Source organism: Streptomyces sp. NPDC000348 (assembly GCF_042898795.1).
Lineage (GTDB): Bacteria > Actinomycetota > Actinomycetes > Streptomycetales > Streptomycetaceae > Streptomyces.
In genome coordinates this window covers 129,238-153,375 of record NZ_JBIAZD010000018.1, presented here as the reverse complement: position 1 = coordinate 153,375, position 24,138 = coordinate 129,238, and the positions used below count along the sequence as shown (strand labels likewise).

Here is a 24,138-nt window from a genome sequence, read left to right as displayed (position 1 = left end):
ACGCGCACCTCCCTGAGCGGGGTGCCGGATGGACAGAACCCGTGGGAGGCGGCGGCTCGGACCACGACAGGCCCGCGGCCGGCGAAGCGGTTCCCACGGACGTGCCTCCTGTCCGAAGCACTGAGAATTTCCTTCCCCCCGGTCCGTCATTCCAAAACGCTTTCCGGAATTCGGCGGGGGAATCACCGGAAAAAGCACGGTGTGAAATCAAGTGAATTCACGGCGTGAAAACCCCGCGGCCGGACGGGCGGGGCCGGCCCGGGCCGGCCCCGCCGTCGCGGACCGCCCGGAGGGGGCGCCGGTGATCACGGCGCCGGACGTGAGGTCCGGACGTGATGTGCGGCACGCCCTCGCCGGCCGCCGGCCGGCCGGCCGCGGGGATTCCTCCAGCGCAGCGCTTGATCACCGATCGGCTCGGGCGAACCGCCTGACCACGGCGCATTCTCCGCGTTTGACAGTGCGCCGAGGCCGCGGATAGGAAGCATCGGACAGAAGTCGAGAGGTGCACCGTGTACGAGCCGAACGTGGTCGGGGACTGGCAGGAGTACGACGAGCATGCCGGTCTGCGGGTCCGCGTCCACCGTCTGGAATCCGGCGAACCGCCGAGGGGACGGGACGACGCCGCCGAGGGGCTGACGTACTTCAGTGTCCGCGTGACCGTCGAGAATCGCGGCGACCGGCCTTTCTGCATTCACGTCGAGGACGGCCAGATCGACGTACGGACCGGCCCCGACGGCGAGAGCGCGTTCATCGACTGGCGCAACTCGCAGTTCATCGAGGGCTTCGACGTCTATCCGCTGCGCCGCGCCACCGCCGTCCTCTACGCGGCCGGCCCCGAGGCGTCCCTGGGCCAGGTCGACGTCCAGGTCCAGCTGCGCGTCGACGAGGAGTGGGCCGGGCGCCGGCTGTGGGCGGGCGGCGTCGGCGTGCACGAGGGGTCCGCGGGGGCGTCCGCGGGCGCGTGCCGGGACGGCCTCGCCCAGCAGGTGAGCGTCTTCCTGCAGCGACAGGCCGAGGAAGGCACCGCCTGAGCGTCGCGTCAGTGCGGGATGCCGTCGATGATCTCGCGGGCGCCCTGACGCAGCAGCGCCACGGCGACCGAGGTGCCGAGCGTGGCCGGGTCGAGCCGCCCCGCCCACTCGTGCGCGTTCAGCCGGGTCTTGCCGTCCGGGGTGAAGACGCACGCCCGCAGGGACAGTTCGCCGCCGCGGTGCACCTGCGCGTAGCCGGCGATCGGGCTGTTGCAGTGTCCCTGCAGCACATGCAGGAACATGCGTTCGGCGGCGGCCTCGCGATGGGTGTCCGGGTGGCCGAGGGCGCCGACCGCGTCGATCAGTCCGGTGTCGTCCTCACGGCACTGCAGCGCGAGGATGCCCGCGCCGATGGGCGGCATCATGGCCTCGGGGGAGAGCACCTCGCTGATCGCGTCGGTGCGGCCGATCCGCTCCAGGCCGGAGACCGCCAGCAGCAGGGCGTCCGCATCCCCGGCGGCGAGCCTGTCCAGCCGCCGGTTGGCGTTGCCGCGCAGCGGTACGCACGTCAGGTGCGGGTGGGTGGCGGCCAGTTGGGCGACCCGGCGCACCGAGGAGGTGCCGATCCGGGTGCCGGGCGCGAGTTCGTCCAGGGTGAGACCGCCGGGGTGCACGAGGGCGTCGCGGATGTCGTCCCGCTTCAGGAACGCGGCGAACACCGTGCCCGCCGGGAGCGGCCGGTCGGCGGGCACGTCCTTGACGCAGTGCACGGCGACGTCCGCCTCACCGGCGAGCAGCGCGGCGTCCACCTCCTTGGTGAACGCGCCCTTGCCCTCCACCTCCGACAGATCGCCGAGCCACTTGTCCCCGGTCGTCCTCACCGGTACGACCTCGGTGCGCACACCGGGACGGGCGGCGGCCAGCTCGGCCCGGACGCGCTCCACCTGGGCGAGCGCCATGGGCGAGTCACGGGAGACGACGCGGATCACTTCGGGGAGGGACATGCCGACACGATAGACCCCGGGGGGTGCCGCCTGCGCCGGGACGTTGAACGGCGTCCCGGCACAGGCGGGCCCCGCACGATCAGGCGTTCGGGTCGAACGGGATGCCGGAGGGCTTGGCCGCGGCGAGGTGCGAGGCGAAGCTGCCGTCCTTCAGCCCGAAGTGGGCGCTGCCGAAGTCGTACGAGCTGAGCTTGTCGCGCAGTCCCGCCGGGTAGCCGTTCCAGCCGACCAGCGCCGGGTACTGCCAGCCGCCCCGGTGGTTCTCCGGCGGTTCGTCGCCCGGGCCCGCGAGGCGGAAGCAGTGGGTGCCGATGCCGTCCTTGTGGTAGACGATCTTCGGATGCGTGCCGTCGAAGCGGACCGCCGAGCGGGCGTGGACCGAGAACGAACCGTGGTTGGACGTCGAGACGTACTGGACGGTGTCGTTCTGCACCCACACCACGACGTGCTCCCAGTCGTGGCGGTGGCCCCCCAGGCTGGTGCCCGGCAGGGCCTGGTCCTTCTCGAAGTACAGGCCGTAGGCGATGGCGCACCAGCCGTTGTTGCACTTGGCGCGGGAGTAGCCGTTGGTGTTGTCCAGGTCCGAGGCGTCACGGCAGTTGCCGTTGAGGGCGCCGGTCGGGTTGAGGCCGGTGTTGACGGAGCCGTCCGGGCCGATCGCCGCCGTCGGGTAGCAGCCGTCGGTGTCGTAGTCGTAGGCGGGCTGGTACGTCCGCTCCAGGGCGTCCGCGTTGGCCGGCAGGGCGGGAGGGGGTGCGGCGAAGGCGGTGGCGGGGAAGGCGATGACGAGCGCGGCCGCGCCGGCCAGGCCGGTCAGCCATCTCCTGCGGTGCGTTCGGAACGTGCTCGACGGCACTGCGTCCTCCTCTTGGTCCGGGCGCAGCCAACGGCTGTGGGGGGCTGGGGAGTTCAGCATTCCGTCTGGACGTATACATGCCAAGAGGGTGCGGGCGTACCGCTGGTGAAGCGCGGCCCAACATCCGCCGCGCCGGGATCCGGGTCGCACCGGGGTGTCTGGAATGTCCGCTGCCGTCGCCGGCGTGGTGGCGGGCCGGACATGGCGGACGCCCTCATGGACCGCCGCGCGCCCGTCGCCGGGGTGCCGTCGGGGCGGTGGCGGGAGGGGCGGGCGTTTGATTGAGTTACGCAATGAGATGGTAAAGTGTGGTACATGTCCACACCCGACGTCCCCGCCCCTGCGGAAGTGGCCGAGATCGAGCGCGCGCTCCACCGCCTCACCTACCTGAGCACGCGCGCACGGCAGCACGAACGGCTGATGGCCCTGGCGGGCGTGCCGCTGGACCGGGCCGCCGTCGCACTGCTGCGGCAGATGGCGGACAGCGAGCCGATGCGGCCGGGGGAGCTGGCCGCCCGGCTGGGCGTGGAGGCCTCGCACGTCACCCGCACGGTGCAGCAGCTGCAGAAATCCGGCCACGTCACCCGCGTCCCGGACCCCGACGACCGCCGCGCCCAGCGCATCGAACTCACCGGGAGCGGCCGGGAGGCCATCGCCCGGATCCGGGAGACGGGAGTCCGGGGCATGCAGAGGGCCCTGGCCGACTGGTCGCCCGACGACCTGCGGCAGCTCGCCACCCTCTTCCACCGCATGGTCGACGACTTCCTCGCCCACGCCGCGGAGGAGCCGGAACCCGCCCGCACCGCCTGACGGCGGCGCCGAAACGCCCACGGGAGCGGGCTCCCGCGCCCCTCGCGGTGGCGGACGGCCGGGCGGGGACACCGCGGACGGCGGGTGACGCGCCGGCCGGGACCCGGGACGCCGGGCGTTCGGCCGGCCTGGGCGAACGCGCCCCCGGCGGAGCCTTCCGCCGCGGGCCCGGCACGGCGCTCCCGCGGCGGCGCACCCGGCCGCGGCTCCACCGCGCCCCGCGGACGCCGGCCGGCGGACTGCCGGTGACGGCCGTCGCGCACCGCCGCGGCCCGGCCTCCGCCGACGCGTTCACCGACGTCCTCCGCCGCTCCCCGGGCCGCCCGCCGGGCGTGCGCCGACGGCGGTCCCGGCCGGCCCGGAACCCGGCCGCCCCCACCTACTTACCGTCGGGTAATATCGCGCGGCAGGTCATCAGAGGAGGAACCGTGTCCCGGTCCGAACGCTCGCCCCTGCTGCTCGCCGGCCTGCTGGCCGCCGCGGGCACCGCGCACTTCGCCGTCCCCCGCCGGTTCGACCACATCGTGCCGCGCTCCCTGCCCGGCTCGCCCCGGACCTGGACCCACGCCGGCGGCGCCGTCGAACTCGCGCTGGCCGCCGGGCTGGCACTGCCCCGCACCCGCAGGGCCGCCGCACTCGCCGCGGCGGCCTTCTTCGTCGGCGTGTTCCCCGCCAACGTGAAGATGGCCGTCGACTGGCGGCACCGCCCCGTCCCGCAGAGGGCCGCGGCCCTCGGCCGGCTGCCCCTGCAGGTGCCGCTGGTGCTGTGGGCGCGCGGCGTCGCCAAGGGTGCGGAGGGCCGGTCGTGAGCGCGCGGGTGGAGAAGGGCGACACGGCCCCGGACTTCGCGCTCCCGGACGAGACCGGCACCGTCCGCCGGCTCTCGGAGCTGCTCACCGAGGGGCCGGTGGTGCTGTTCTTCTACCCGGCCGCGCTGAGCCCCGGCTGCACCGCGCAGGCCTGCCGCTTCCGCGACCTCGCCGCCGAGTTCGCCGCGGTGGGCGCGCGGCCGGTGGGCATCAGCTCGGACGCCGTCGAGCGGCAGGCGGAGTTCGCCGGACGGCACTCCCTCGGCATGCCCCTGCTGTCCGACGCCGACGGCACGGTCCGTGAGCGGTTCGGCGTGAAGCGGGGGATCGCCCTGGCGCCGACGAAACGGGCCACCTTCGTCATCGGCCGGGACCGCACCGTCCTGGAGGTCGTGCGCAGCGAGCTGCGGATGAACGTCCACGCGGACCGGGCGCTCGCCGCGCTCCGCGCGTAGGACGTCCCGGGCGGACCGTCGCGGTTGATACAAGACCGCAATGGGATGATCCTGGACGAATGGATGACGCCTCCGCCGCGATGGTCGTCGATGCCCGCGGCATCGTGACGGGGTGGAGCGAGGGCGCCCGGCGGCTGACCGGACACCCGGCCGAGGAGGCCGTGGGACGGACCGTACGGGCGCTGCTCGCCGAGGACACGCCGTCCGGTGCCGCGCCCCTCCCCTCGGGTCCGGTCACGCTGCGTCACCGTGACGGCCGCCCGGTACCGGCCCGGCTGACGGTCCGGCCCCTGCTGGGCGCCCGGGGTGCCCCGGCCGGACACCTGATCACCGCCGAGCCGTCCGACGCGGCGGAGACCTCCCTGGCCGCGCGGGCGTTCAAGCAGGCGTCCCTGGCGATCTCGGTCGTCGACCCCGACCAGCGTTACCTCCTGGTCAACGACACCGCCTGCCGCCTGCTGGGCGAGCCGCAGGAGAGCCTCGTCGGACGGTCCTGCCTGGAACCCATGGAGGACGAGGAGTACACCCGCGGCCTGGGCCGGCGTCTGCGCCGGGTCGCCGAGACGGGCGAGCCCCTGCACTACGAGATATACAGCCGGGCGCCGACCCAGCCCCTCCCGCACGCCTGGAACATGGAGATGTGGCCGGTCATCGGGTCCTCCGGCGAGTCGGTGGGCACCGCCCTCGCGGCGTTCGACAGCACCGGGCAGCACCGGGCACGGCGGCGGCTGGCCCTGCTGAACGAGGCCGCGACCGCCATCGGCACCACCCTCGACGTCGTCCGCACCGCCGAGGAGCTCGTGGCCATCCTGGTGCCGGCGGTCGCCGACTTCGCCGCCGTCGACCTGCACGACTGGGTCCTCGGCACCGACGAACCCCCCGCCCGGCCGGACACCGGGGTCGTACTGCGCCGGGTGGCGCACGGATCCGCCGCCGAGGGCGCCCCCGAGGCGGCCGTGCGCCTCGGCCAGACGGATCTCTACCCGCCCTGCTCACCGCCCGCGCTGGCGCTGCGCGAGTGCAGGGCGGTGCTCGCCCGCGCCGGTGAGCCGGACTTCGACCGGTGGATGGCCGAGCGCGGCCTCCCCGCCCCGGCCGGCGGCCCGCGCGTCGCCGGCGTCCACTCGCTGCTGGCCGTGCCGCTGCGCGCCCGCGGCACCACCCTCGGGGTCGCGGTGGCCGTCCGCAACATCCACCCCGAGGGGTACGTCGACGACGACGCCGCGCTCGCCGAGGAACTCGCCAGCCGCGCCGCCGTCTGTGTCGACAACGCCCGCCGCTTCGCCCGTGAACGCACCACCGCGCTGACCCTCCAGCACAGCCTGCTGCCGAAAGGGCTGCCCGGACAGGCCGCCGTCGAGGTCGCCCACCGCTATCTGCCCTCCGCGTCGGCGGCCGGCGTCGGCGGCGACTGGTTCGACGTCATCCCGCTGTCCGGCAGCCGGGTCGCCCTGGTCGTGGGTGACGTCGTCGGCCACGGCATCCCCTCCACGGCCACCATGGGACGGCTGTGCACCGCCGTACGCACCCTCGCCGACGTGGACCTCCCGCCCGACGAACTCCTCACCCACCTCGACGACCTGGTCATCCACCTCGCCGCCGACGACCGCGAGGACGTCGGGGAACTGGGCTCCACCTGCCTGTACGCCGTCTACGACCCCGTCTCCCGCCGCCTGACCGCGGCCTCCGCCGGGCACCCCGCACCCGCCCTCCTACTGCCCGACGGGACGTGCCGGCTCATCGGCGTGAACGCGGGTCCCCCGCTGGGCGTCGGAGGGCTGCCGTTCGAGGCGACGGAGCTCCGGCTGCCCGAGGGCTCCGTCGTCGCCCTCTACACCGACGGCCTGATCGAGGACCGCGACCGCGACATCGACCGCGCCACCGACGAGCTGTGCCGCGCCCTGGCGGTGCCCGCCGATTCGCTGGAGTCCCTCTGCGACGGCGTCCTGAAGGACGTCATGCCGCGGGAGCCCGGCGACGACGTGGCGCTGCTCCTGGCCCGCACCCGGGCCCTGGGCGCCGACCAGGTCGCCACCAGGGACGTGCCGCCGGACCCCGAGGAGGTGGCCGCCGTCCGGCAGTGGGCCGGCGAACGGCTGGCCGCGTGGGGGCTGGACGAGATCGCCTTCGTCACCGAACTCGTCGTCAGCGAACTGGTCACCAACGCCATCCGGTACGGTGTGCCGCCCGTCCAGCTGCGGCTGATCCGCGACCGCACCCTCATCTGCGAGGTCGCCGACGCCAGCTCCACCTCACCGCATCTGCGCCGCGCCCACGTCTACGACGAGGGCGGCCGCGGACTGCTGCTGGTGGCCCAGCTCACCCAGCGCTGGGGCAGCCGCCAGACGGACGGCGGCAAGACGATCTGGGCGGAGCAGCCGCTGCCGCAGCCGTGATCCGCCGTTCCTCTCCGTGCGTCACCGCCGCGCGCACCGGCCCCGGGCACCCGGTCAGAACTCCTCGTGGACCTCGGGGTCCCCGCCGATCCGCCGGTGGGCGCGGTCGGCGATCGTCCGCATCTGGGCGGCGTCCAGTTCGAAGCCGAAGACGTCGAGGTTCGCGCGCCGCCGCCCGGGATCGGACGACTTGGGGACGGGGAGCACGCCCAGCTGGACGTGCCAGCGCAGCACCGCCTGCGCCGGGGTGACCCCGTGCGCCTCGGCGACGGCGGCCACGGCCAGGTCGTCCAGGAGCGTCGAGCCACGGCCGAGCGGGCTCCAGCTCTCGATCAGCACGCCCTTGCCCGCGTGGTACGCGCGCAGTTCCTCCTGCGGGAAGAAGGGGTGCAGCTCGACCTGGTTGACCGAGGGCAGCACCCCGGTCTCCCGCTCCAGCCGCTCGATGTGGGCGGGTGTGAAGTTGGAGACGCCGATCGACCGGACGAGCCCGTCCTCACGCAGCTTCACCATGGCCCTCCAGGAGTCGACGTACCTGTCGACGCGGGGGAGCGGCCAGTGGATCAGGTAGAGGTCGACGTACTCCAGGCCGAGCCGGGCGCGGGACTCCTCGAAGGAGGCGAGGGTCTCCTCGTAGCCGTGGTGCCGGCCCGGGAGCTTCGTCGTCACGACGACCTCCTCGCGCGGGACGCCGGCCCGGGCCACGGCACGGCCGACACCGGTCTCGTTGCGGTAGTTGGCCGCCGTGTCGACGAGGCGGTAGCCCGTCCGCAGGGCCTCGGCCACCGCCCGCTCCGCCTCGGCGTCGTCCATCGGCCAGGTCCCCAGGCCCAGGGCGGGGATCGTGGTGCCGTCGTTGAGGGTGTGGCTCGGGATGCTGCTCACCAGGGTGCCTTCCCGTTGACAGTGTCGTCCTCCCAGCGTCGGGGACGAGGGGGTCAATGATCAACCGGACGGGTAGGGAGACCGGTGGTGACGACCGAGGGAGTGGGGAGCGCATGACGACGGACAGGGACGGCACGGGGGAGGCCCCGCCGGTGGAGGTGCGTCCGGCGGCCGGGCACATCGGGGCCGAGATCACCGGTGTCGACCTCGCCGGTGACCTCGACGACACCGTGATCGCCGCCATCAGGGCGGCGGTGCTGCGCTGGAAGGTGGTGTTCTTCCGCGGCCAGCGACTCGACCACGCCGGACACGTGGCGCTGGCCCGCCGGTTCGGCGAACCGGTCGTGCTGCCCCGGCGCGGCGGGGCGTCCCCGCCGGACTTCCCAGAGATCGAGACCACCGCCGACCGGCTGGAGCTCGGCGGACGCTTCGGCATGGAGCACGACGAGTGGCTGCGGCGCCGCCGCCACACCCTGCTGCGCGGCTGGCACTGCGACCACGGCGCCCGCGTCGACCCGCCGGCCGCGACGATCCTGCGCGCCGAGACCGTCCCGCCCTACGGCGGCGACACCACCTGGTCGAACCTGGCCGCGGCGTACGCCGGACTGTCCGCCCCGGTGCGGACGTTCGCCGACGGGCTGCGCGCCGAGCACCGGCTGGGGGTCGGCTACCAGCCCCGGCCCGGCGACGACGCCTATCTGCGCCATCTGCTGGACCGCCAGACCGCCTCGGAACACCCCTTGGTACGCGTCCACCCGGAGACCGGGGAGCGGGTGCTGTTCGTCAACGGCTACTACGTCGAGCAGATCACCGGTCTGTCCCGCCCCGAGAGCGCGGCCGTCCTGGGGATGCTCCTGGAGCAGGCCACCCGGCCCGAGTACACCGTGCGCTTCCGCTGGGAGCCGGGCAGCGTGGCGTTCTGGGACAACCGGGCCACCATCCACCTGGCCCCGGGCGACACGGCCCACCTCGACCACCCGCGGATCATGCACCGGGTGATGCTCGCCGGAGACGTCCCGGTCGGCGTGGACGGCCGGCCCTCGCAGCCGCTCACCGGTACCGCGCCGGGCCGCTGGTAGCGGGCCCGCGCTCAGGTCAGCGGGATGGTCACCTCGTCCTCGACGGGCGGGTCGACCTCCTGCGCGCGGTGACCGGTGGCCGCGTGACAGCGCAGCCGGATCGCCTCCGGGCTCACGTCCAGCCGCAGGAAGGACTTGAAGAACGGCGGGCTGTAGGTGGCCGAACCCGGGGAGAACAACGACGTGTAGGCCTTGCGCACGGGCAGCCGCAGCCGCTTGCCCCGGTCGGGCCGGCGGCCGGTGCCGAGCAGCCCGGCGACCAGCCGCATCCGGCGGGTGACCCGCGGCGGAGCGCCCTGGGCACGGGTGGGCCCGATGCCGAGGCGTTCGGCGATCACGGCCATCGCCTCGGCGTCGGTGAGGGCGAAGAAGCGGCGCAGCCGCAGCCGGCGCCCGTACAGGGCGCTGTAGAAGGCCAGGGAGTCGCCGCGCAGCGGATAGCAGCGGAAGTCCCGTTCGGTGACACCGGCGACGTCCACCCGGGGGATGGTGTGGGTGGCGTGGGTGAAGGCACCGCCGCCGCCCGCCACCACGTACTGCAGGGTGCGTCCGTCCTCCAGCCGTACCGGGTAGCGCTGGTAGTTGTGGATGTCGCCGCCTATCGCGGCCACGTAGTGGTGAGCGGGGTCGCGGACGACGTCGTCGACGGTGCCGCCGCCCTCGATCGGGCACGGGTGGTGCTCGCCGTCCACGTACAGGGGGGAACCCGTGACGAGGATCTTCGGACGCGGGCCGCGGGAGACCTCCCGCAGCCACGCGCCCTGTCCGGCGTCGACGGTGCCCAGCAGTCCCGTGTCGATACCGACGATCCGCACCGGCCCGGCGTCGATCGCCCAGTACGGCCCCGGCTGCACCGCCCGCTGGGCGGGCGCGGACCGCATCGCGCGCGCCTCGTCCAGGCGCCCGCCGTCCCCGGCGCGCGGCCGGTGCCACAGCAGGGAGCGCAGCCGGGCCCGGCTGAACGGGCGCGCCGCCGGACCGGGCGGCGGCGGGGCGTCGTCGCAGAAGACGCGCATGAAGCCGCCCAGGTCCTCGTACCAGTCGTGGTTGCCCGGTATCGCGTAGATCGGCGCCGGGTAGTCCCGGTACGGGCGGAAGAACTTGGTGCCGTAGTCGTCGGCGCTGCCCACCGGGTAGATCACATCACTGGCGAGCACGGCGAAGGCGGTGTCCCGGCCCGCCCTCAGCAGCCCGGGCACCACCGCGTACTGGGGCTCGCCGCCCTCGCCGGTGTCGCCGATCACCAGGAACGAGAACCGGTCCGGATCGTCGCGCCGGATCACCTTGTCGGCGGGCGCGCCCGCCGCCTCCCGCCGGGCCACCCAGCGGGCGCGGGTGTCTCCCGTGGGATCGCCGAACCAGGAGGCCAGCACCCCGTTGCGGGCGGCCCACAGCATGCGCGGGTCGAGCCAGGAGATCTTCTCGGCCCGGTGCGGCATCAGCCGCCGGTACGCACCGCGTTCGGCGGCGCCCCAGCCGGCGCCCTCGGCGGTATCACGTGAGGATTCGGACACCGGTGCACCGTAACAACGGTGCGGTGGACGACCGGAGAGCGGGGTGTCGGTCAATCCCCTTCGTACGGCATCGAGTTGGGGGCAGTGGTCAGAAGGTGCGCGCCAACAGGCCGAGCAGTGCCGCCCAGTGACGCTCGTCCGCCTCCTTGTCGTACGCCGCCGTGTCGGACTGGGTGTAGCCGTGCGGCGCCCCGGTGTACACCTCGCAGCGGTGCCGGACACCGGCTTCCGTCAGCGCCCGCTCCAGCCGCTCGATCTGTTCCCCGGGCAGCGAGTGGTCCCGGTCGGCGTGGCCGAAGTACACCTCGGCGGTGATCCGGCCGGCCACCAGGTGCGGACTGTCCGGTGCGTCCGTCGCCAGCCGGCCCCCGTGGAACCCGGCCGCGGCGGCCACCCGGTCCGGGTAGGTGCCGGCGGTGCGCAGGGACAGGGCCGCGCCCATGCAGTAGCCGGTCACCGCGACCGGGCCGTCCGCCACCGCCGGGCAGGCGGCGAGCCACCGAAGATACGCGCCGGCGTCCCGCATCGCCCGCTCGGGCGTCAGCTCCATCATGAGCGGCCTGAGCTGCTCGAAGACCTCCGGCCGAGCGCCCGGGTCGATGAACTCGGGCAGCTCGACCACCGGGGCCCGCCCGTGCCGGTGGAACAGGTTCGGCACCAGGACGGTGTAACCGGCCTCCGCCAGCCGGTCGGCCATCTCCCGCAGCCGCGGGCGCACACCGAAGGCGTCCATGTAGAGCAGCACCCCCGGCCGGGGTCCCCCGCCGGCGGGATGCGTCAGATACGCGTCCGCGGTGCCGTCCCCGGTGGGGATGTCGACGGTCGTTCCCTGTACGGCGGTCATGGCTGCGCTGCCTCTCGAAGGGAATGGATCACGCCCATCGTGACACGCCGGCCGGGCGCGGCGGACGGCGCGGCGCCCTCACTCGAACCGGGTGACGTCGCCGGCGCCCCGGCGCACGATCTCCGCCTCGCCGCCCGAGAAGTCGATCACCGTGGTCGGCTCGGTGCCGCAGTCGCCGGAGTCGAGCACCGCGTCCACCTGGTGGTCGAGCAGGTCCTTGATCTCCCAGCCCTGGGTCATCGGCTCGTCCTCGCCGGGCAGCAGCAGGGTGCTGGACAGCAGGGGCTCACCGAGCTCCGCCAGCAGGGCCTGGGTGACGACGTGGTCCGGGATGCGCACGCCGACCGTCTTCTTCTTGGGGTGCAGCAGCATCCGCGGCACCTCCTTCGTCGCGGGCAGGATGAACGTGTAGCTGCCCGGGGTCGACGCCTTCACCGCGCGGAACACGTCGTTGTCGATCCGCACGAACTGGCCGAGCTGCGCGAAGTCCCGGCACATCAGGGTGAAGTGGTGCCGGTCGTCCAGCTTGCGGATCGTGCGGATCCGGTCGATGCCGGCCCGGCTGCCCAGACGGCAGCCGAGTGCGTAGCAGGAGTCCGTGGGGTATGCGACGAGGGCGTCGGAGCGGATGCTGTCGGCGACCTGCGCGATGGTGCGCGGCTGGGGGTTGTCGGGGTGCACGTCGAAGTACTTCGCCATTCACCGAGCTTATGCCGACCGCGCCCGGGGACCGCACACGCCGGTCCGGGACCGGGTGCGCCGACGCGCCCGGGATGAGCCGCGCGCAGGGGTGGGGTAACGTCCCCGACCTGGGCGTGGACGACGAGCGGACGAGGGGAAGGCCGAGGTGACAGGCCGTGGAGACGGAATCCGCCGGACGCCGGCGGCGGCCGGGGAGCACGCGGTGTGGGCGCGGGAACTCCTCGAGCATCTGCGTCCGGCCGGGCGTGACGTCGGCAGGGTCGTCGACTGGCTGGCCGCCACCGCGCACGCGGAGACGTCCCTCCGTGACGCCGCCGGCACCCTGCTCGCCGGGACCCGGCTGCCGCTGGACGATTCCCTCGTCGCCGACCTCGGCTCCGGCCGGATCGCCTCCGCCGCCTGGGAGGGGGAGGGGCGCCATGTGCGCCTGGTGAGGATCGCGCACCCCTCGGGGACCTGTGTGCTGGCCGTCTCCCGCGAGGCACCCTTCGACCGGCACGCCTCCGAGGTCGTCACCCACACCGCCCAGGTGATCGAACTCCTGCTGACCGCCCACGGGACCGCCGCCGCCGGACACCGGCTGCGGCGGGCCACCGCCGATCTGCGGCTGGCGATCCTGCAACTGCTGATGGTCGAGGACACCGTCGCCGCCCGCCGGGTCGCCGCCGGGCTCTGGCCCGGCCTGCTCGACGCCGAGACGGCCTGCGTCTACGTCGTCGAGTCCGCGCCCGCCCTGCGCGACCGGCTCGCCGCGGAGTGCCTGGACACCACGCGCGAGGAGGCGCTGGTGGTGCGCTGCCCGGCGATGGACGGGCACGTGATCGTCGTCAGTCCCCGCGAGGCCACCGCCGGCGAGCTGCGGTCCCTGGTCGAACGGCACCCGGACACCTTCCTCGGCGGCAGCGTGTGGCAGAGCCTCGCCCGTACCGCCACCGCGTACGGGCAGGCCGTCAGCGCCCTGGCGGTGGCGCGCTTCCGCCCCGACAAGACGGCCGTGTACGCCGAACGCACCCACCCGGAGCGGCTGATGGAACCCGCCGCGCTGCGCGGCTGGGCGGCCCGGGTGCTGCGCCCGCTCGACGCGCTGCCGCACCACACCCGCGCCGAACTCCTCGCCACCACCCGCCTCGGCCTGGAGTTCACCGCCGTCAGCACCGCCAAGATCCTCGGCGTCAGCCGCAACACCGTGCGGGCCCGCATGGAACGCGTCGAGGCCATGCTCGGCGTGGACTTCGACGACGTCGCCGTCCGCGCCGTGGTCCACCTGGCGCTCCACACCCAGATCAACCTCCTGGACGGGCGGGCGGGCGGCGACGGCGCCGCGCACTCCCCGGGCCTCGCCGACCTGCTGGCCGGACCGGCCGTCGGCGGCTGGGCGCGGGAGCTGCTGGGGCGGCTGGACCGGGACACCCGGAACGTGCGCCGCACCCTGCGCACCTGGATCGCCGCCGGGGGCAACGCCGAGCGGGCCGCGCAGAGCCTGGGCGTGCACGCCCAGACCGTGCGCGAGCACGTGCGCAGCGCCGAACCGGTCCTGGAGCGCCAGCTGCTGGCCGCCGGGACCGACCTGTACGAGGTCGTCCTGGCCCATCTGGCGGCGGGTGACCTGGAACAGCCGGTCCTCACGGGTGGGTGAACCGGGCCTTTCGGACTCAGTTGTGCACGGATGAGTCCTCCGGCGGCCGCAGCGGGCACCGGTGCGGTACACAGGTCCGCCCCACTGCGCATAGTTTCGGCACCGGGCGGGGGCACGACCGGAACGGGGGACCGGTCGCGCCCCCGCCCCTTCTGCCGCTGTGTGCCTCCGGCGAGGACGGGTACCCGGCCGCCGTTGTGGAGGCCCGCGCCCCGGCACGGTACGCCGGGGCGGGCGGGCCCGTGACGAGCAACGCGACGAGGAGGCCCGGATGACCAGCGAGACGGAGACCGGCGGCGTCACCGGCACGCAGGACAAGGACTACAACCTGATCTGGTACGTCGAGGCGTGCCTGAGCAACGCACTGCGCCTGGAGGGCTACATCCAGGACGCCGAACGCGCCAAGGACACCGAGGTCGCCGACCTGTTCCGCAAGGCCCAGGCGGACAGCCGCAAGGGCGCGGAACTCGGCAAGGAACTGCTGCGCGCACGCCTGAACGGCGGCTGAGCACGCCGCTTCGCGAGGTCCGGCCGCCGCGTACGACCGCGGCGGCCGGACCGTGCCGTCGCGGGCCGTCCCCCGCGCACGGCCCGGCGCAACCGGGCGGCTCCCCGAGTCGCCGACCGCGGTGAGGCGCGGCAGCATGACCCTCGTACGCGCCACCGCGGGGGGTCGAGTCGAAAAGCGCAAGGAGTCCACGATCATGACGGACGTTTCGAGCCGGGGACCCGCTCCGGGCGACGACCGCAAGGTGCTCACCAACCGGCAGGGCCATCCGGTCTACGACAACCAGAACCAGCGCACCGTCGGCGCCCGCGGCCCGGCCACGCTGGAGAACTACCAGTTCCTGGAGAAGATCAGCCACTTCGACCGGGAACGCATCCCCGAACGCGTGGTGCACGCCCGCGGCGTCACCGCGTACGGCTACTTCGAGGCGTACGGGAAGTGGGGCGACGAGCCGGTCTCCCGCTACACCCGGGCCAAGCTCTTCCAGGAGGAGGGCAAGCGCACCGACCTGGCCGTCCGCTTCTCCACCGTCATCGGCGGCCGGGACTCCTCCGAGGCCGCCCGCGACCCCCGCGGCTTCGCGGTGAAGTTCTACACCGAGGACGGCAACTGGGACCTCGTCGGTAACAACCTGGGCGTCTTCTTCATCCGGGACGCCATCAAGTTCCCGGACGTCATCCACGCCCTCAAGCCCGACCCGGTCACCTTCGAGCAGCAGCCGCGGCGCATCTTCGACTTCATGTCGCAGACCCCCGAGTCGATGCACATGCTGGTCAACCTGTTCAGCCCGCGCGGCATCCCGGCGGACTACCGCCACATGCAGGGCTTCGGTGTGAACACCTACAAGTGGGTCAACGCCGACGGCGACACCAAGCTGGTCAAGTACCACTGGATGCCCAAGCAGGGCGTGCGCAGCATGACCGAGGAGGACGCCGCCAACGTCCAGGCCCAAGGGCTCGGCCACGCCACCAAGGACCTGTACGAGGCGGTGGAGCGCGGCGAGTACCCCGAGTGGGAACTGCTCGTCCAGATGATGGACGACCACGACCACCCGGAGCTGGACTTCGACCCGCTGGACGACACCAAGACCTGGCCCGAGCAGGACTTCCCGCCGAAGCCGGTGGGCCGCATGGTGCTGGACCGGATGCCGGAGAACTTCTTCGCCGAGAACGAGCAGATCTCCTTCGGCACCGGCGTCCTCGTCGACGGGCTGGACTTCTCCGACGACAAGATGCTCGTCGGCCGGACCTTCTCCTACAGCGACACCCAGCGCCACCGGGTCGGCCCGAACTACCTGCAACTGCCCGTCAACCAGGCCAAGCACGCCGATGTCCGCACCAACCAGCGCGACGGCCAGATGGCGTACGTCCAGGACAACGGCGGGGAGAATCCGCACGTCAACTACGAGCCGTCGATCACCGGCGGTCTGCGGGAGGCCCAGTACCCGACGCACGACGACCAGGGCCCGGAGATCGTGGGCCGGCTCACCCGCAAGCGCATCCCGCGCACCAACGACTACCTCCAGGCGGGCCAGCGGTACTGCCTGATGGAGGACTGGGAGCGCGACGACCTGGTGAAGAACTTCGTCGACCTGATCTCCCAGTGCGACCGGGCGGTCCAGGAACGCATGGTGTGGCACTTCCTGCTGGTGGAGAACGACCTCGGCCGCAGGGTCGGCGAGGGCCTCGGGATCATGCCGGAGGACGTCGCCCACCTGGAGCCCCTGGCGAGCCAGGACCTCACCGACGAGGACCGCAAGCGGCTGGCCAGTCTCGGCGACAACCCGCCGCGTGACGTGGAGGGACTCACCATGACCCACTGCGTCCCCGACGAACGGCACGTGGTGACCCGTTAGGGACGGCCCGCCGACCGCGCCGCCGCGAGCGCCTGCCCGGCGTAGCCGCGGCCGAAGAGCACGGCGTGCACCAGCAGCGGGAACAGCTGGTGCACGCCGACGCGCGTCCGCCACCCGTCGGCGAGCGGCGCCACCTCCCGGTAGCCGTCCAGGACCGCGTCCAGATGGGGACAGCCGAAGAGGGCGAGCATCGCGAGGTCGGTCTCCCGGTGCCCGCCGTGGGCGGCCGGGTCGATCAGCCGGACGTGCCCGTCGGCGCCCCAGAGCACATTGCCGTTCCACAGGTCGCCGTGCAGCCGTGCGGGCGGCTCGGCGGGCCCGGCGAGCTCCGGCAGCCGCTCACAGACCCGCTCGACGACGCCCGCCTCACCGGCGGTGACGGTGCCGTCGTCGACCGCCCGGCGCAGGTACGGCAGGACCCGGTGCTCGGCGTACCAGCGGGGCCAGTCGTCGCCGGGGACGTTGCGCATCGGGGCGAGGCCGATGAACGCCTCCACCGGGCCGCCGGGCGGCGGCGCCCCGAAGGCCGGCGCGCCGGCGGCGTGCAGCGCGGCCAGCTCCCGGCCGAACCGCAGCGCCGCCTCCCGCCGGGGCGGGCCCTGCGCCACCCGGTCGACGACCAGCCGGCGCGCGTCATGACCGTGCACCGCCGGTATCCGCACCGTCCCGGTCCCGGCCAGCCAGCGCAGCCCCGCCGCCTCGGCGCGCGCGGCCTCCGCCCCCTCGGCGCTCTTGACGACCACCACCCGGCCGTCGTCGAGGACGACCTCGGCGAGTGAGCCGGACAGCGTACGCACACCGGTCACCGACCGGCCGGTGAACCGGGCCGCCACGGCCCCCGGCCCGTCACCGTCCCGGGCGGCCGGTCCGGGAGGCAGGCTCATGGACGGACTCCTCACGTGCGGATGCGCGGGCGAGCGGTCGTGCCCAGGGTACGGGCCCCCGCGGGCCCGCGTTCGCCGTCGGCCGGTCACGCGGGACGGTGAAATCCCGGCCGCCGCCGATCGAAGGGAACCGCGCCGGGGGACCACTCGGAGCATGACGAGTTCAGCGTTCCAGCGCACCCTCACCCTGCCCGCCACGCTGTGCGAACAGGCCGCACAGCAGCTGGAGCAGGCCGCCCGGCGGACCGTCGACGGTGCCGGAATCCCGCTGAAGGCGTTCCGCGCGGCCGCCGACAGCGACTACACCCTCCCGGTGTCCGTGGTGGAACAGGCGGCGGGCTGCCTGCTGGTCCTGGCCACGGAGACCGCCCAGACCGTACGGCCCTCGGTCCTGCGCGCCACCATCGGCGTCGCCCTGTGCCTGCGCGACGCCGTCCAGGCCGTCCACCGGCCCGCGCTCACCACCCGCTTCTGGTGAGGGCGCGCCGAATGGCCCCCGCCCGGCGGGGAACCCGGCGCACCCCCACCACCCACACCCCAGGAGAAGGCATGAGTCTGTTGCGCGTCCTCGGGCGGCCGATGCTGGCGTCGATGTTCGTCGCGGGCGGGCTGGAATCCGTCCGCAACCCCCAGAACGTCGCCCCGATCGCCGAGTCCGTGGTCAAGCCCCTCACCGACCGCGTCGCGGTGCTGCCGGACCGTACCGAGGACGCCGTGCGCCTCAGCGGCGCCGTCCAGGTCGTGGGCGGGCTGCTGCTGGCCACCGGACGCCTGTCCCGTCCGGCCGCGCTCGCCGTCGCCGCCACGCTCGTGCCGACGACGCTGGCCGCCCACCGCTTCTGGGAGGAGGAGGACCCCGGTCAGCGCATGCAGCAGCGCATCCACTTCCTGAAGAACCTGTCCATGCTCGGCGGTCTGCTGATCGCCGCCGACGACACCGGCGCCGCCCCCTCGCTGCTCTGGCGGAGCCGGCACGCCGCCCATGACCTGCGCCGCGACGCCCGCCTCGTGCGCCGGTCCGTCCGGGCCGGGGCCGGCCCCGCCGCGACGGCCGGCCGGATCCGGGCCAAGCTGCCCTGCTGAGCCGCCGGACCGGGTTGGCCCCCCGTCGGCGGGGGACCCGTCGGCGGGGGGACCCGGCCGGGTGCCACCACGAACCGGAGGTGAAGGGCATGGGACACGGAGGCGACGTCATCGACGAACTGGTGACCGATCACCGGGAGGTCGAGGAGCTCTTCGGCAGGATCGAGGAACTGCCGCCCGGTCACGAGGACCGCAAGGTGTACGCCGACCAGGTCACCATCGAGCTGATCCGGCACTCGGTGGCCGAGGAGGCGTACCTCTACCCGGCCGTGCGGGAGCACGTGGCGAACGGGGACGCGCTGGCCGACCGTGAGCTCGAGGACCACGCCACGGCCGAGCGGACCATGAAGGACCTGGAGGGCTGCGACGCGGGCGACGCCGAGTTCGACCGGCTCATCGGCATGCTGATGAGCGAGATCCGCGAGCACGTCGCCGACGAGGAGCGGAACCTGTTCCCGACGCTGCGCGCCGCCTGCACCCCGGAGCAGCTCGACCGGCTCGGTGACAAGGTCCGGCAGGCGAAGCGGACGGCCCCGACCCGGCCGCACCCGGCCGCTCCGGACAAGCCCCCGGCGAACAAGCTGCTGGCACCGGGCGCCGGGATGGTGGACCGGGTCCGGGACGCGCTGAGCGGACGCGGAAAGCCCGGCTGACGCGGGGGCGCCAGGCCGTGAGGGGCACGGGGAGGGGCCCGACGTTCCGGCGTCGGGCCCCTCCCCGTGCCCCCGCCCGTCCCCGGCCGCTGTGAGCAACCACACTCACGCCCCAACTCCCCGGGTCCACCGCTTCCTTGACGTCCGCACGGCGTGATCCCCGGCCACTCGGAAACGACTCGGCGGTCCCTTCTGCCACGATGGTCCGCGCCCTGTCCGGGCGACGGGAGCCGCCGCGCAGCGCAGCCGGCGTTCCGCTTCCCGCGCCCCCTCCGCTGAGTCCTCCGACTCGTCCTTCCGAGTGGCGCCACTGTGTCTTCCCCGCCCGCCCCCGCCCAGCCCGGGTCCCGCTCCCCCTGGCGCTCCCTGCGGCACCGCAGCATGCGCTGGTGGTCCGCCGCGAACTTCGTGTCCAACGCCGGTACGTGGATGCAGCTCACGGTGCAGAACCTGCTGGTCCTGCAGATCACCGGGTCCGCCGCGGCCACCGGCCTGTCCATGTCCGTGCAGGCCGCCCCGGCCCTGCTCATGAGCGTCCTCGGCGGAGCGGCGGTCGACCGCTGGCCGCGGAAGCCGACGGCCGCCGTCAGCCAGGCGCTGCTGGCCGTGATCGCGTTCACCACGGCCGCCCTCGTGGCGCTGGACCGGCTCGACATGACGTCCCTGATGGTGCTGGCCGCCGTCACCGGGGTCGTCGCCACCGTCGACAACCCGGCGTGCGCCCTGCTGGGCAACGACCTCGTCCCCGCCGAGGACGTGCCCTCCGCCATCGGCGTGGGCGCGCTGGTGTTCAACGCGGGCCGGCTCACGGGCGCCGCGCTCGCCGGTGTGACCGTCGGGTTCCTCGGCACCTCCGCCGCCTACTTCGCCAACGGTCTCTCCTTCCTCTTCGTGACCGCGGTCATCCCGTTCCTGCGCCCGGCGGCGGGAGCGGTCCGGCACGCCGTGGAGAAGGACGGGCGTCCGCGGAGCGTCACGGCCGTCCGCGAGGGGCTCGCCTTCTTCGCCCGCCGGCCCCGGCTGATGGCGCTCGCCGGGGTGACCGGCATCAGCGCGGTCTTCGGCCGCAACTACGGGCTCACGCTCGCCGTCCTGGTCACCGGGCCGCTCGCGGGCGGAGCCGGGGCGTTCGGCACGGTCTCCACCGTCCTCGCGGCCGGCGGCATCCTCGGCGCGGTGCTCGGCGCGCGGCTGCGCCGGCCGTCCGTGCGGCTGGTCGGCGCCCTCGCCGCGACGGGCGCGCTGCTGCAGGTGGGGGCGGGGATGTCACCGTCGCCGGCCGTGCTGCTGGTGCTGGTGCTGCCCATGGCCGTCGTCGAGTCCGTCTCCGACACCGCCGGAACCGCCGTCCTGCAGACCGACCCGCCCGCCCGTCTGCGCGGACGCGTGCTCGGCGTCTGGGGCAGCGTGGGCACCGTGTGGAGTCTGGGCGGCCCGCCCGCCCTGGGCCTCCTCATGGAACTGGCCGGTCCGCGCGGCGCCCTGGTCACCGGCGGCCTGGTCATCGCCACGTCGATCGCGGCGGGCCACCTCCTGCACACCCGCCGCACTTCGGCCCCGGCCGTCCTCCGCCAGGCCACCCTGGAGAAAGCCGCGTGACTGTCAGCCCGTCCGGCGCCTGAGGACGAGGCCCATTCAGGGCCGAACGGGGGTCTGGGGCGCAGCCGCCCAGGGACGGGAAGGGGAGGGTCGGCGGGGGCGAAGACCTCCCCGCCCCGCCCCCGCTCACCCCTCCGACGCCCGCAGGGCCACCGCCGCCGCCTCGGCCGCCCGCCGGGCCAGCGCGGTCGTGGAGCGCCCGTCCAGATACGGCAGCACCACCGCCTGCCCGCCCCACCCCCGCAGCACCTCCGCCTCCGGAAGTTCCTGCACGGAGTAGTCCCCGCCCTTCACCCACACATCGGGCCGCAACCGCCCCAGCACCGCCTCGGGCGTGTCCTCCTCGAAGACCACCACCGCGTCCACGCTCCCCAGCGCCGCCAGCACCCTCGCCCGGTCCGTCACCGGCGTCAGCGGCCGCCCCGCCCCCTTCCGGCGGGTGACCGACGCATCGGAGTTCAGACACACGATCAGGCAGTCGCCGACCCGCCGCGCGCTCTCCAGCAGCCCGACGTGCCCCGCGTGCACCAGGTCGAAGCAGCCGCCCGTGGCGACCACCGTCCCCCCGCGCGCCCGCACCCTCTCCGCCAGCTCGAACGCGTCGGCGGCCGGATCGTGCGCGGGCCCGGGCACGGCCGGCGCGTGCCACAGGTCCGGATTCCCCGCCCCGCCCGCCGCGACGAACGCCGCGGCCTCGGCGACCGCCCGCTGCAGCGCCTCCTCCGGCAGCAGCCCGTCGGCCAGCGCCGCGACGGTCGTCGCCGCGAAGCAGTCGCCCGCGCCGCACGGATCCCCGTCCGCCCGGAACGGCGCCGGGATCAGCATCGGCGTGCCCCCGCCGGGCCGGGTCAGCAGCACCCCGCGGTCCCCGAGGGTCACCGCGACCCCCGCCGCCCGCCAGCGCTCCGCCAGTTGCGTCCCGCGCTCGGCGAAGGCACCCAGCGACGCCCCGGACACCCCTGGCGCACCCGCGCACAGGGCGGCCGCCTCCGCCGCGTTGGGCGTGACGAGGCGTGCCCCCGGCACCGGAGGGTCGCCCTTGGGATGCGGGTCCCACACCAGGGGCGTGTGCCGGGCCGCGTCCTCCAGCTGCGGGCGCACCGCCCCCGCGGTGTGCCGTCCGTAGTCCGCGACGAGGACGGCGTGCGCGCTCGCGAGCGCCTCGCGCACCGCGTCGTCCGGCTCGCCCGGCGTCCCGCCGCCCCGGTCGATGCGCACCACGGGCCGTCCGCCCGCCAGCACCCGCGTCTTCACCGGCAGCGTCCCGTGCAGCGGCAGCTCCAGCAGCCGGAGCCGGCCGCCGAGCTCCCGGCGCACGGCCTCGCTGGCCGGGTCGTCGCCGAGCGCGGTCACCAGCACCACGTCCCGGCCGCCGCGGGCCGCGAGCGCGGCGGCCAGCCCGGCCCCGCCCGGATGCCGGCGGTCACCGGTGACGTCGACGACCGGGGCGGGCGCGTCCGGGGCCAGCCGGGTCGCGACCCCCTCGATGTCCTCGTCGAGCAGGACGTCCCCCACCACCACCAGCGGCTTCGGACCGGTCATGACGTCCTCCCGGGGACGGCCGCCGCACTCCGCGCGGGGGGCGCGGCCACGGCGGCGTCGAAACACTCGCAGAGCAGGTGCACGGCGACCAGATGCGTCTCCTGGACGGTCGCGGCGCTGTCCGCCGCCACGCACAGCGCCTCGTCCGCGGCCTCCGCCAGCGGGTTCGGGCCGGGCCCGGTGAGCGCCCAGACCCGCAGCCCGGCCCGCCGGGCCGTCACCGCCGCCGCGATCAGATTGGCGCTGCGGCCCGAGGTGGACAGCAGCACCAGCACGTCGCCGGGACGCCCGTGGGCGGTCACCTGGCGGGCGTAGACGTGGTCGAAGCCGTAGTCGTTGCCGATGGCGGTGACGCTGGAGGTCTCCGCGTGCAGGGCGAGCGCCGAATAGGCGCGCCGCTCCCGGCGGTAGCGGCCGACCAGCTCGGCGGTCAGGTGCTGGGCCTGGGCGGCGCTGCCGCCGTTGCCAGCGGCCAGCAGCCGTCCGCCGTCGGTGAGGACGGCGGCGAGGCGTCCGCCCCAGTCCGCGATCCTGGGGAGGCCGTCCCGGCAGAAGCCGTCGAGGGCCTCCTGGAGCGACCGGCAGTGCAGTCGGGCGGCGTCGAGCGCGGGGTGTTCGGTCATGGTGTTCCGGGCGTGCCGCCTCGGGGGGACGGCGGCGGGGCCCGCACCTCCTTCCAGGGTCGGGCGCCGGCGGGTCAGCCGGTCCCGGTCGCGGCGGGCTCGGCGTCGAGGACCTCGCAGTACGCCTCCTCGGTGGCCGCGGCGATCCGCGCCCAGCCGTAGCGGCTGAGCACCCGGCGGCGGCCGGCCGCCCCGCACGCCCGACGGGCCGCCGGGTCGGCGAGCAGGCCGGCCACGGCCCCGGCCAGTGCCCCGGGGTCGCCGGGCGGCACCAGCCGGCCGGTGCCGGGATCGGCGACCGTGTCGAGCTGGCCGCCGACCGCGGTGGCCACCACCGGACGGCCGCAGGCCATGGCCTCCAGCGGGACGATCCCGAAGGGCTCGTAGTCGGCGGGACACAGCACCACGTCGGCGGAGCGCAGCAGAGCCGGCACCCGCCCGGCGTCCACCCCGCCGGTGAACCGGACCCGGTCGGCGACCCCGGCGTCCCGCGCGACGCCGCGCAGCCGGCGCACCTCCGGGTCGTCGTCGAGGCGGTCGGCCGGGGGGCCGCCGACCACCAGCAGCTCGGTGTCGGGCAGCCGGGCCAGCGCGGCCAGCGACACCGCGGCGCCCTTGCGCGGCACCAGCCGTCCGAGCTGCACCAGCCGGTACCGCAGCGGGCCGCGCGGCGCGAGAGGGCCCACCGGCGTGAACCGGTCCGTGTCGACGCCGCACGGCACCACGCCGATCCGGCCCGCCGGCACACCCATCCGGATCAGCTCGGCGACCTCGTCCCGGCAGGTGGCGACGACCCGGTCGCAGCCCAGCCCCACCTCGAGCTCACAGCCGATCCGCTCCGGCGGACTGGTGTCGGCGAGCCGCTGGTGCCGCCGCTTCACCGTGCCCAGCGCGTGGTACGTGTGCAGCAGCGGCAGCCCCAGCTCCCGGGCCGCCCCCAGCGAGGCCAGCCCCGACATCCAGTAGTGCGAGTGCGCCACGTCCGGGGTGCGCGCCCGCCACACCCGGGCCAGACAGCGGCCGAACTCGTCCATGTACGGCAGCAGCCGGTCCTTGGGGACCGGCCGCGCGGGGCCCGCCGGGACGTGGTGCACCTCGACGCCCTCGCGCAGCGTCACCCGGTCGGGCAGACCGGGCGCGTCGCGGCGGGTGTGCACGGTGACGCGGTGGCCGCGGTCGGCGAGCGCCCCGGCCAGGGCGGCGACGTGGACGTTCTGCCCGCCGGCGTCCACCCCGCCGAGGGTGGCGAGCGGGCTCGCGTGCTCCGAGACCAGGGCGATGGACAGCACGCCCGGGGGGAGCGGGCCGGAAGCGGGGGTCATGGGCGCACCTCCGTGATCGGTCGCGGCACGGGCCGCGGCGGGATGTTCATACGCGCACCGGCCCACCGTCACGGCCGGGCGCGGGCCGCCCCCGCCGCGGTCGTCCGG

General features: G+C 74.7%; 23 protein-coding genes. 13 read left to right on the top strand and 10 right to left on the bottom strand.

The window, feature by feature from the left end; translation table 11 throughout:
- Nucleotides 1–509: 509 nt before the first annotated feature.
- Entirely contained in the window at nucleotides 510–1,031 is a 522-nt protein-coding gene (locus tag ACFY3N_RS29230; RefSeq protein ID WP_390819767.1) for a hypothetical protein, read from the top strand.
- A gap of 8 nt (nucleotides 1,032–1,039) precedes the next feature.
- Here the strand turns inward: ACFY3N_RS29230 and hemC are convergent, their stop codons facing one another.
- Both hemC and ACFY3N_RS29220 read right to left on the bottom strand, forming a co-directional pair.
- Complete coding sequence (hemC, locus tag ACFY3N_RS29225; RefSeq protein ID WP_390819766.1) at nucleotides 1,040–1,975, bottom strand: hydroxymethylbilane synthase; 936 nt, start codon at nucleotides 1,973–1,975, stop codon at nucleotides 1,040–1,042.
- 79 nt (nucleotides 1,976–2,054) lie between these two features.
- Nucleotides 2,055–2,831, bottom strand: coding sequence for an NPP1 family protein (locus ACFY3N_RS29220; protein WP_390819765.1), 777 nt, complete (start codon nucleotides 2,829–2,831; stop codon nucleotides 2,055–2,057).
- 315 nt (nucleotides 2,832–3,146) lie between these two features.
- On the opposite strand from ACFY3N_RS29220, the gene ACFY3N_RS29215 reads away from it, so the two are divergent.
- From ACFY3N_RS29215 to ACFY3N_RS29200, 4 genes are all read left to right on the top strand, one after another.
- Nucleotides 3,147–3,641: a MarR family winged helix-turn-helix transcriptional regulator gene (locus ACFY3N_RS29215; RefSeq protein ID WP_390819764.1), complete on the top strand. Its 495-nt coding sequence runs from the start codon at nucleotides 3,147–3,149 to the stop codon at nucleotides 3,639–3,641.
- Nucleotides 3,642–4,069: 428 nt separating this feature from the next.
- Nucleotides 4,070–4,450 (top strand): hypothetical protein, encoded by a 381-nt coding sequence (locus tag ACFY3N_RS29210; protein WP_390819763.1) that lies wholly within the window; start codon nucleotides 4,070–4,072, stop codon nucleotides 4,448–4,450.
- Nucleotides 4,447–4,905, top strand: coding sequence for a peroxiredoxin (locus ACFY3N_RS29205; protein ID WP_390819762.1), 459 nt, complete (start codon nucleotides 4,447–4,449; stop codon nucleotides 4,903–4,905). The genes ACFY3N_RS29210 and ACFY3N_RS29205 overlap by 4 nt, the downstream gene beginning before the upstream one ends.
- Nucleotides 4,906–4,964: 59 nt before the next feature.
- The gene (locus tag ACFY3N_RS29200) at nucleotides 4,965–7,301 is read left to right on the top strand and encodes a SpoIIE family protein phosphatase (protein WP_390819761.1); all 2,337 of its coding nucleotides are present in this window, start codon (nucleotides 4,965–4,967) and stop codon (nucleotides 7,299–7,301) included.
- A gap of 54 nt (nucleotides 7,302–7,355) precedes the next feature.
- On the opposite strand, the gene ACFY3N_RS29195 is transcribed toward ACFY3N_RS29200, so the two are convergent.
- Complete coding sequence (locus ACFY3N_RS29195; protein ID WP_390819760.1) at nucleotides 7,356–8,186, bottom strand: aldo/keto reductase; 831 nt, start codon at nucleotides 8,184–8,186, stop codon at nucleotides 7,356–7,358.
- A gap of 113 nt (nucleotides 8,187–8,299) precedes the next feature.
- Here ACFY3N_RS29195 and ACFY3N_RS29190 point away from each other — a divergent pair, with 113 nt between their 5' ends.
- Nucleotides 8,300–9,265 (top strand): TauD/TfdA dioxygenase family protein, encoded by a 966-nt coding sequence (locus ACFY3N_RS29190; RefSeq protein WP_390819759.1) that lies wholly within the window; start codon nucleotides 8,300–8,302, stop codon nucleotides 9,263–9,265.
- Nucleotides 9,266–9,276: 11 nt separating this feature from the next.
- On the opposite strand, the gene ACFY3N_RS29185 is transcribed toward ACFY3N_RS29190, so the two are convergent.
- The 3 genes from ACFY3N_RS29185 to ACFY3N_RS29175 all read right to left on the bottom strand — a co-directional run bounded on the left by ACFY3N_RS29185 (nucleotide 9,277) and on the right by ACFY3N_RS29175 (nucleotide 12,322).
- The gene (locus ACFY3N_RS29185) at nucleotides 9,277–10,779 is read right to left on the bottom strand and encodes a metallophosphoesterase family protein (protein ID WP_390819758.1); all 1,503 of its coding nucleotides are present in this window, start codon (nucleotides 10,777–10,779) and stop codon (nucleotides 9,277–9,279) included.
- A gap of 88 nt (nucleotides 10,780–10,867) precedes the next feature.
- Nucleotides 10,868–11,623, bottom strand: a complete 756-nt coding sequence (locus tag ACFY3N_RS29180) for a dienelactone hydrolase family protein (protein ID WP_390819757.1) — start codon at nucleotides 11,621–11,623, stop codon at nucleotides 10,868–10,870.
- A gap of 78 nt (nucleotides 11,624–11,701) precedes the next feature.
- Entirely contained in the window at nucleotides 11,702–12,322 is a 621-nt protein-coding gene (locus tag ACFY3N_RS29175) for an L-threonylcarbamoyladenylate synthase (RefSeq protein ID WP_390819756.1), read from the bottom strand.
- 148 nt (nucleotides 12,323–12,470) lie between these two features.
- On the opposite strand from ACFY3N_RS29175, the gene ACFY3N_RS29170 reads away from it, so the two are divergent.
- The 3 genes from ACFY3N_RS29170 to ACFY3N_RS29160 all read left to right on the top strand — a co-directional run bounded on the left by ACFY3N_RS29170 (nucleotide 12,471) and on the right by ACFY3N_RS29160 (nucleotide 16,324).
- Nucleotides 12,471–13,961 carry a helix-turn-helix domain-containing protein gene (locus tag ACFY3N_RS29170; protein ID WP_390819755.1) on the top strand — a complete coding sequence of 497 codons (1,491 nt, stop codon included), beginning with the start codon at nucleotides 12,471–12,473 and terminating at the stop codon, nucleotides 13,959–13,961.
- Nucleotides 13,962–14,232: 271 nt separating this feature from the next.
- Nucleotides 14,233–14,469, top strand: coding sequence for a hypothetical protein (locus ACFY3N_RS29165; RefSeq protein WP_390819754.1), 237 nt, complete (start codon nucleotides 14,233–14,235; stop codon nucleotides 14,467–14,469).
- A 196-nt stretch (nucleotides 14,470–14,665) separates the two neighbouring features.
- Nucleotides 14,666–16,324 carry a catalase gene (locus tag ACFY3N_RS29160; protein WP_390819753.1) on the top strand — a complete coding sequence of 553 codons (1,659 nt, stop codon included), beginning with the start codon at nucleotides 14,666–14,668 and terminating at the stop codon, nucleotides 16,322–16,324.
- Here ACFY3N_RS29160 and ACFY3N_RS29155 read toward each other — a convergent pair.
- Complete coding sequence (locus ACFY3N_RS29155) at nucleotides 16,321–17,208, bottom strand: fructosamine kinase family protein (RefSeq protein ID WP_390819752.1); 888 nt, start codon at nucleotides 17,206–17,208, stop codon at nucleotides 16,321–16,323. The two genes, ACFY3N_RS29160 and ACFY3N_RS29155, sit on opposite strands and share 4 nt — an antisense overlap.
- Nucleotides 17,209–17,362: 154 nt before the next feature.
- Between ACFY3N_RS29155 and ACFY3N_RS29150 the strand changes: the two genes are divergently transcribed.
- From ACFY3N_RS29150 to ACFY3N_RS29135, 4 genes are all read left to right on the top strand, one after another.
- Complete coding sequence (locus tag ACFY3N_RS29150; RefSeq protein ID WP_390819751.1) at nucleotides 17,363–17,686, top strand: hypothetical protein; 324 nt, start codon at nucleotides 17,363–17,365, stop codon at nucleotides 17,684–17,686.
- 71 nt (nucleotides 17,687–17,757) lie between these two features.
- Entirely contained in the window at nucleotides 17,758–18,291 is a 534-nt protein-coding gene (locus ACFY3N_RS29145) for a DoxX family protein (protein WP_390819750.1), read from the top strand.
- 89 nt (nucleotides 18,292–18,380) lie between these two features.
- On the top strand, nucleotides 18,381–18,944 hold the full coding sequence (locus ACFY3N_RS29140) for a hemerythrin domain-containing protein (RefSeq protein WP_390819749.1): 564 nt from the start codon (nucleotides 18,381–18,383) through the stop codon (nucleotides 18,942–18,944).
- A 312-nt stretch (nucleotides 18,945–19,256) separates the two neighbouring features.
- Nucleotides 19,257–20,543, top strand: a complete 1,287-nt coding sequence (locus ACFY3N_RS29135; protein ID WP_390819748.1) for an MFS transporter — start codon at nucleotides 19,257–19,259, stop codon at nucleotides 20,541–20,543.
- Between the two features lie 126 nt (nucleotides 20,544–20,669).
- On the opposite strand, the gene rfaE2 is transcribed toward ACFY3N_RS29135, so the two are convergent.
- The 3 genes from rfaE2 to ACFY3N_RS29120 all read right to left on the bottom strand — a co-directional run bounded on the left by rfaE2 (nucleotide 20,670) and on the right by ACFY3N_RS29120 (nucleotide 24,030).
- Nucleotides 20,670–22,085, bottom strand: a complete 1,416-nt coding sequence (gene rfaE2 / locus ACFY3N_RS29130; protein WP_390819747.1) for a D-glycero-beta-D-manno-heptose 1-phosphate adenylyltransferase — start codon at nucleotides 22,083–22,085, stop codon at nucleotides 20,670–20,672.
- Nucleotides 22,082–22,708, bottom strand: coding sequence for an SIS domain-containing protein (locus ACFY3N_RS29125; protein ID WP_390819746.1), 627 nt, complete (start codon nucleotides 22,706–22,708; stop codon nucleotides 22,082–22,084). The genes rfaE2 and ACFY3N_RS29125 overlap by 4 nt, the downstream gene beginning before the upstream one ends.
- 74 nt (nucleotides 22,709–22,782) lie before the next feature.
- Nucleotides 22,783–24,030, bottom strand: a complete 1,248-nt coding sequence (locus ACFY3N_RS29120) for a glycosyltransferase (protein WP_390819745.1) — start codon at nucleotides 24,028–24,030, stop codon at nucleotides 22,783–22,785.
- Between the last annotated feature and the right edge of the window lie 108 nt (nucleotides 24,031–24,138).

Coding starts and splice junctions, on each gene's coding strand:
- hemC (WP_390819766.1), bottom strand. CDS start 1,975: ATGTCCCTCCCCGAAGTGATCCGCGTCGTCTCCCGTGACTCGCCCATG.
- ACFY3N_RS29215 (WP_390819764.1), top strand. CDS start 3,147: ATGTCCACACCCGACGTCCCCGCCCCTGCGGAAGTGGCCGAGATCGAG.
- ACFY3N_RS29200 (WP_390819761.1), top strand. CDS start 4,965: ATGGATGACGCCTCCGCCGCGATGGTCGTCGATGCCCGCGGCATCGTG.
- ACFY3N_RS29190 (WP_390819759.1), top strand. CDS start 8,300: ATGACGACGGACAGGGACGGCACGGGGGAGGCCCCGCCGGTGGAGGTG.
- ACFY3N_RS29180 (WP_390819757.1), bottom strand. CDS start 11,623: ATGACCGCCGTACAGGGAACGACCGTCGACATCCCCACCGGGGACGGC.
- ACFY3N_RS29175 (WP_390819756.1), bottom strand. CDS start 12,322: ATGGCGAAGTACTTCGACGTGCACCCCGACAACCCCCAGCCGCGCACC.
- ACFY3N_RS29165 (WP_390819754.1), top strand. CDS start 14,233: ATGACCAGCGAGACGGAGACCGGCGGCGTCACCGGCACGCAGGACAAG.
- ACFY3N_RS29160 (WP_390819753.1), top strand. CDS start 14,666: ATGACGGACGTTTCGAGCCGGGGACCCGCTCCGGGCGACGACCGCAAG.
- ACFY3N_RS29155 (WP_390819752.1), bottom strand. CDS start 17,208: ATGAGCCTGCCTCCCGGACCGGCCGCCCGGGACGGTGACGGGCCGGGG.
- ACFY3N_RS29150 (WP_390819751.1), top strand. CDS start 17,363: ATGACGAGTTCAGCGTTCCAGCGCACCCTCACCCTGCCCGCCACGCTG.
- ACFY3N_RS29145 (WP_390819750.1), top strand. CDS start 17,758: ATGAGTCTGTTGCGCGTCCTCGGGCGGCCGATGCTGGCGTCGATGTTC.
- ACFY3N_RS29140 (WP_390819749.1), top strand. CDS start 18,381: ATGGGACACGGAGGCGACGTCATCGACGAACTGGTGACCGATCACCGG.
- rfaE2 (WP_390819747.1), bottom strand. CDS start 22,085: ATGACCGGTCCGAAGCCGCTGGTGGTGGTGGGGGACGTCCTGCTCGAC.
- ACFY3N_RS29125 (WP_390819746.1), bottom strand. CDS start 22,708: ATGACCGAACACCCCGCGCTCGACGCCGCCCGACTGCACTGCCGGTCG.
- ACFY3N_RS29120 (WP_390819745.1), bottom strand. CDS start 24,030: ATGACCCCCGCTTCCGGCCCGCTCCCCCCGGGCGTGCTGTCCATCGCC.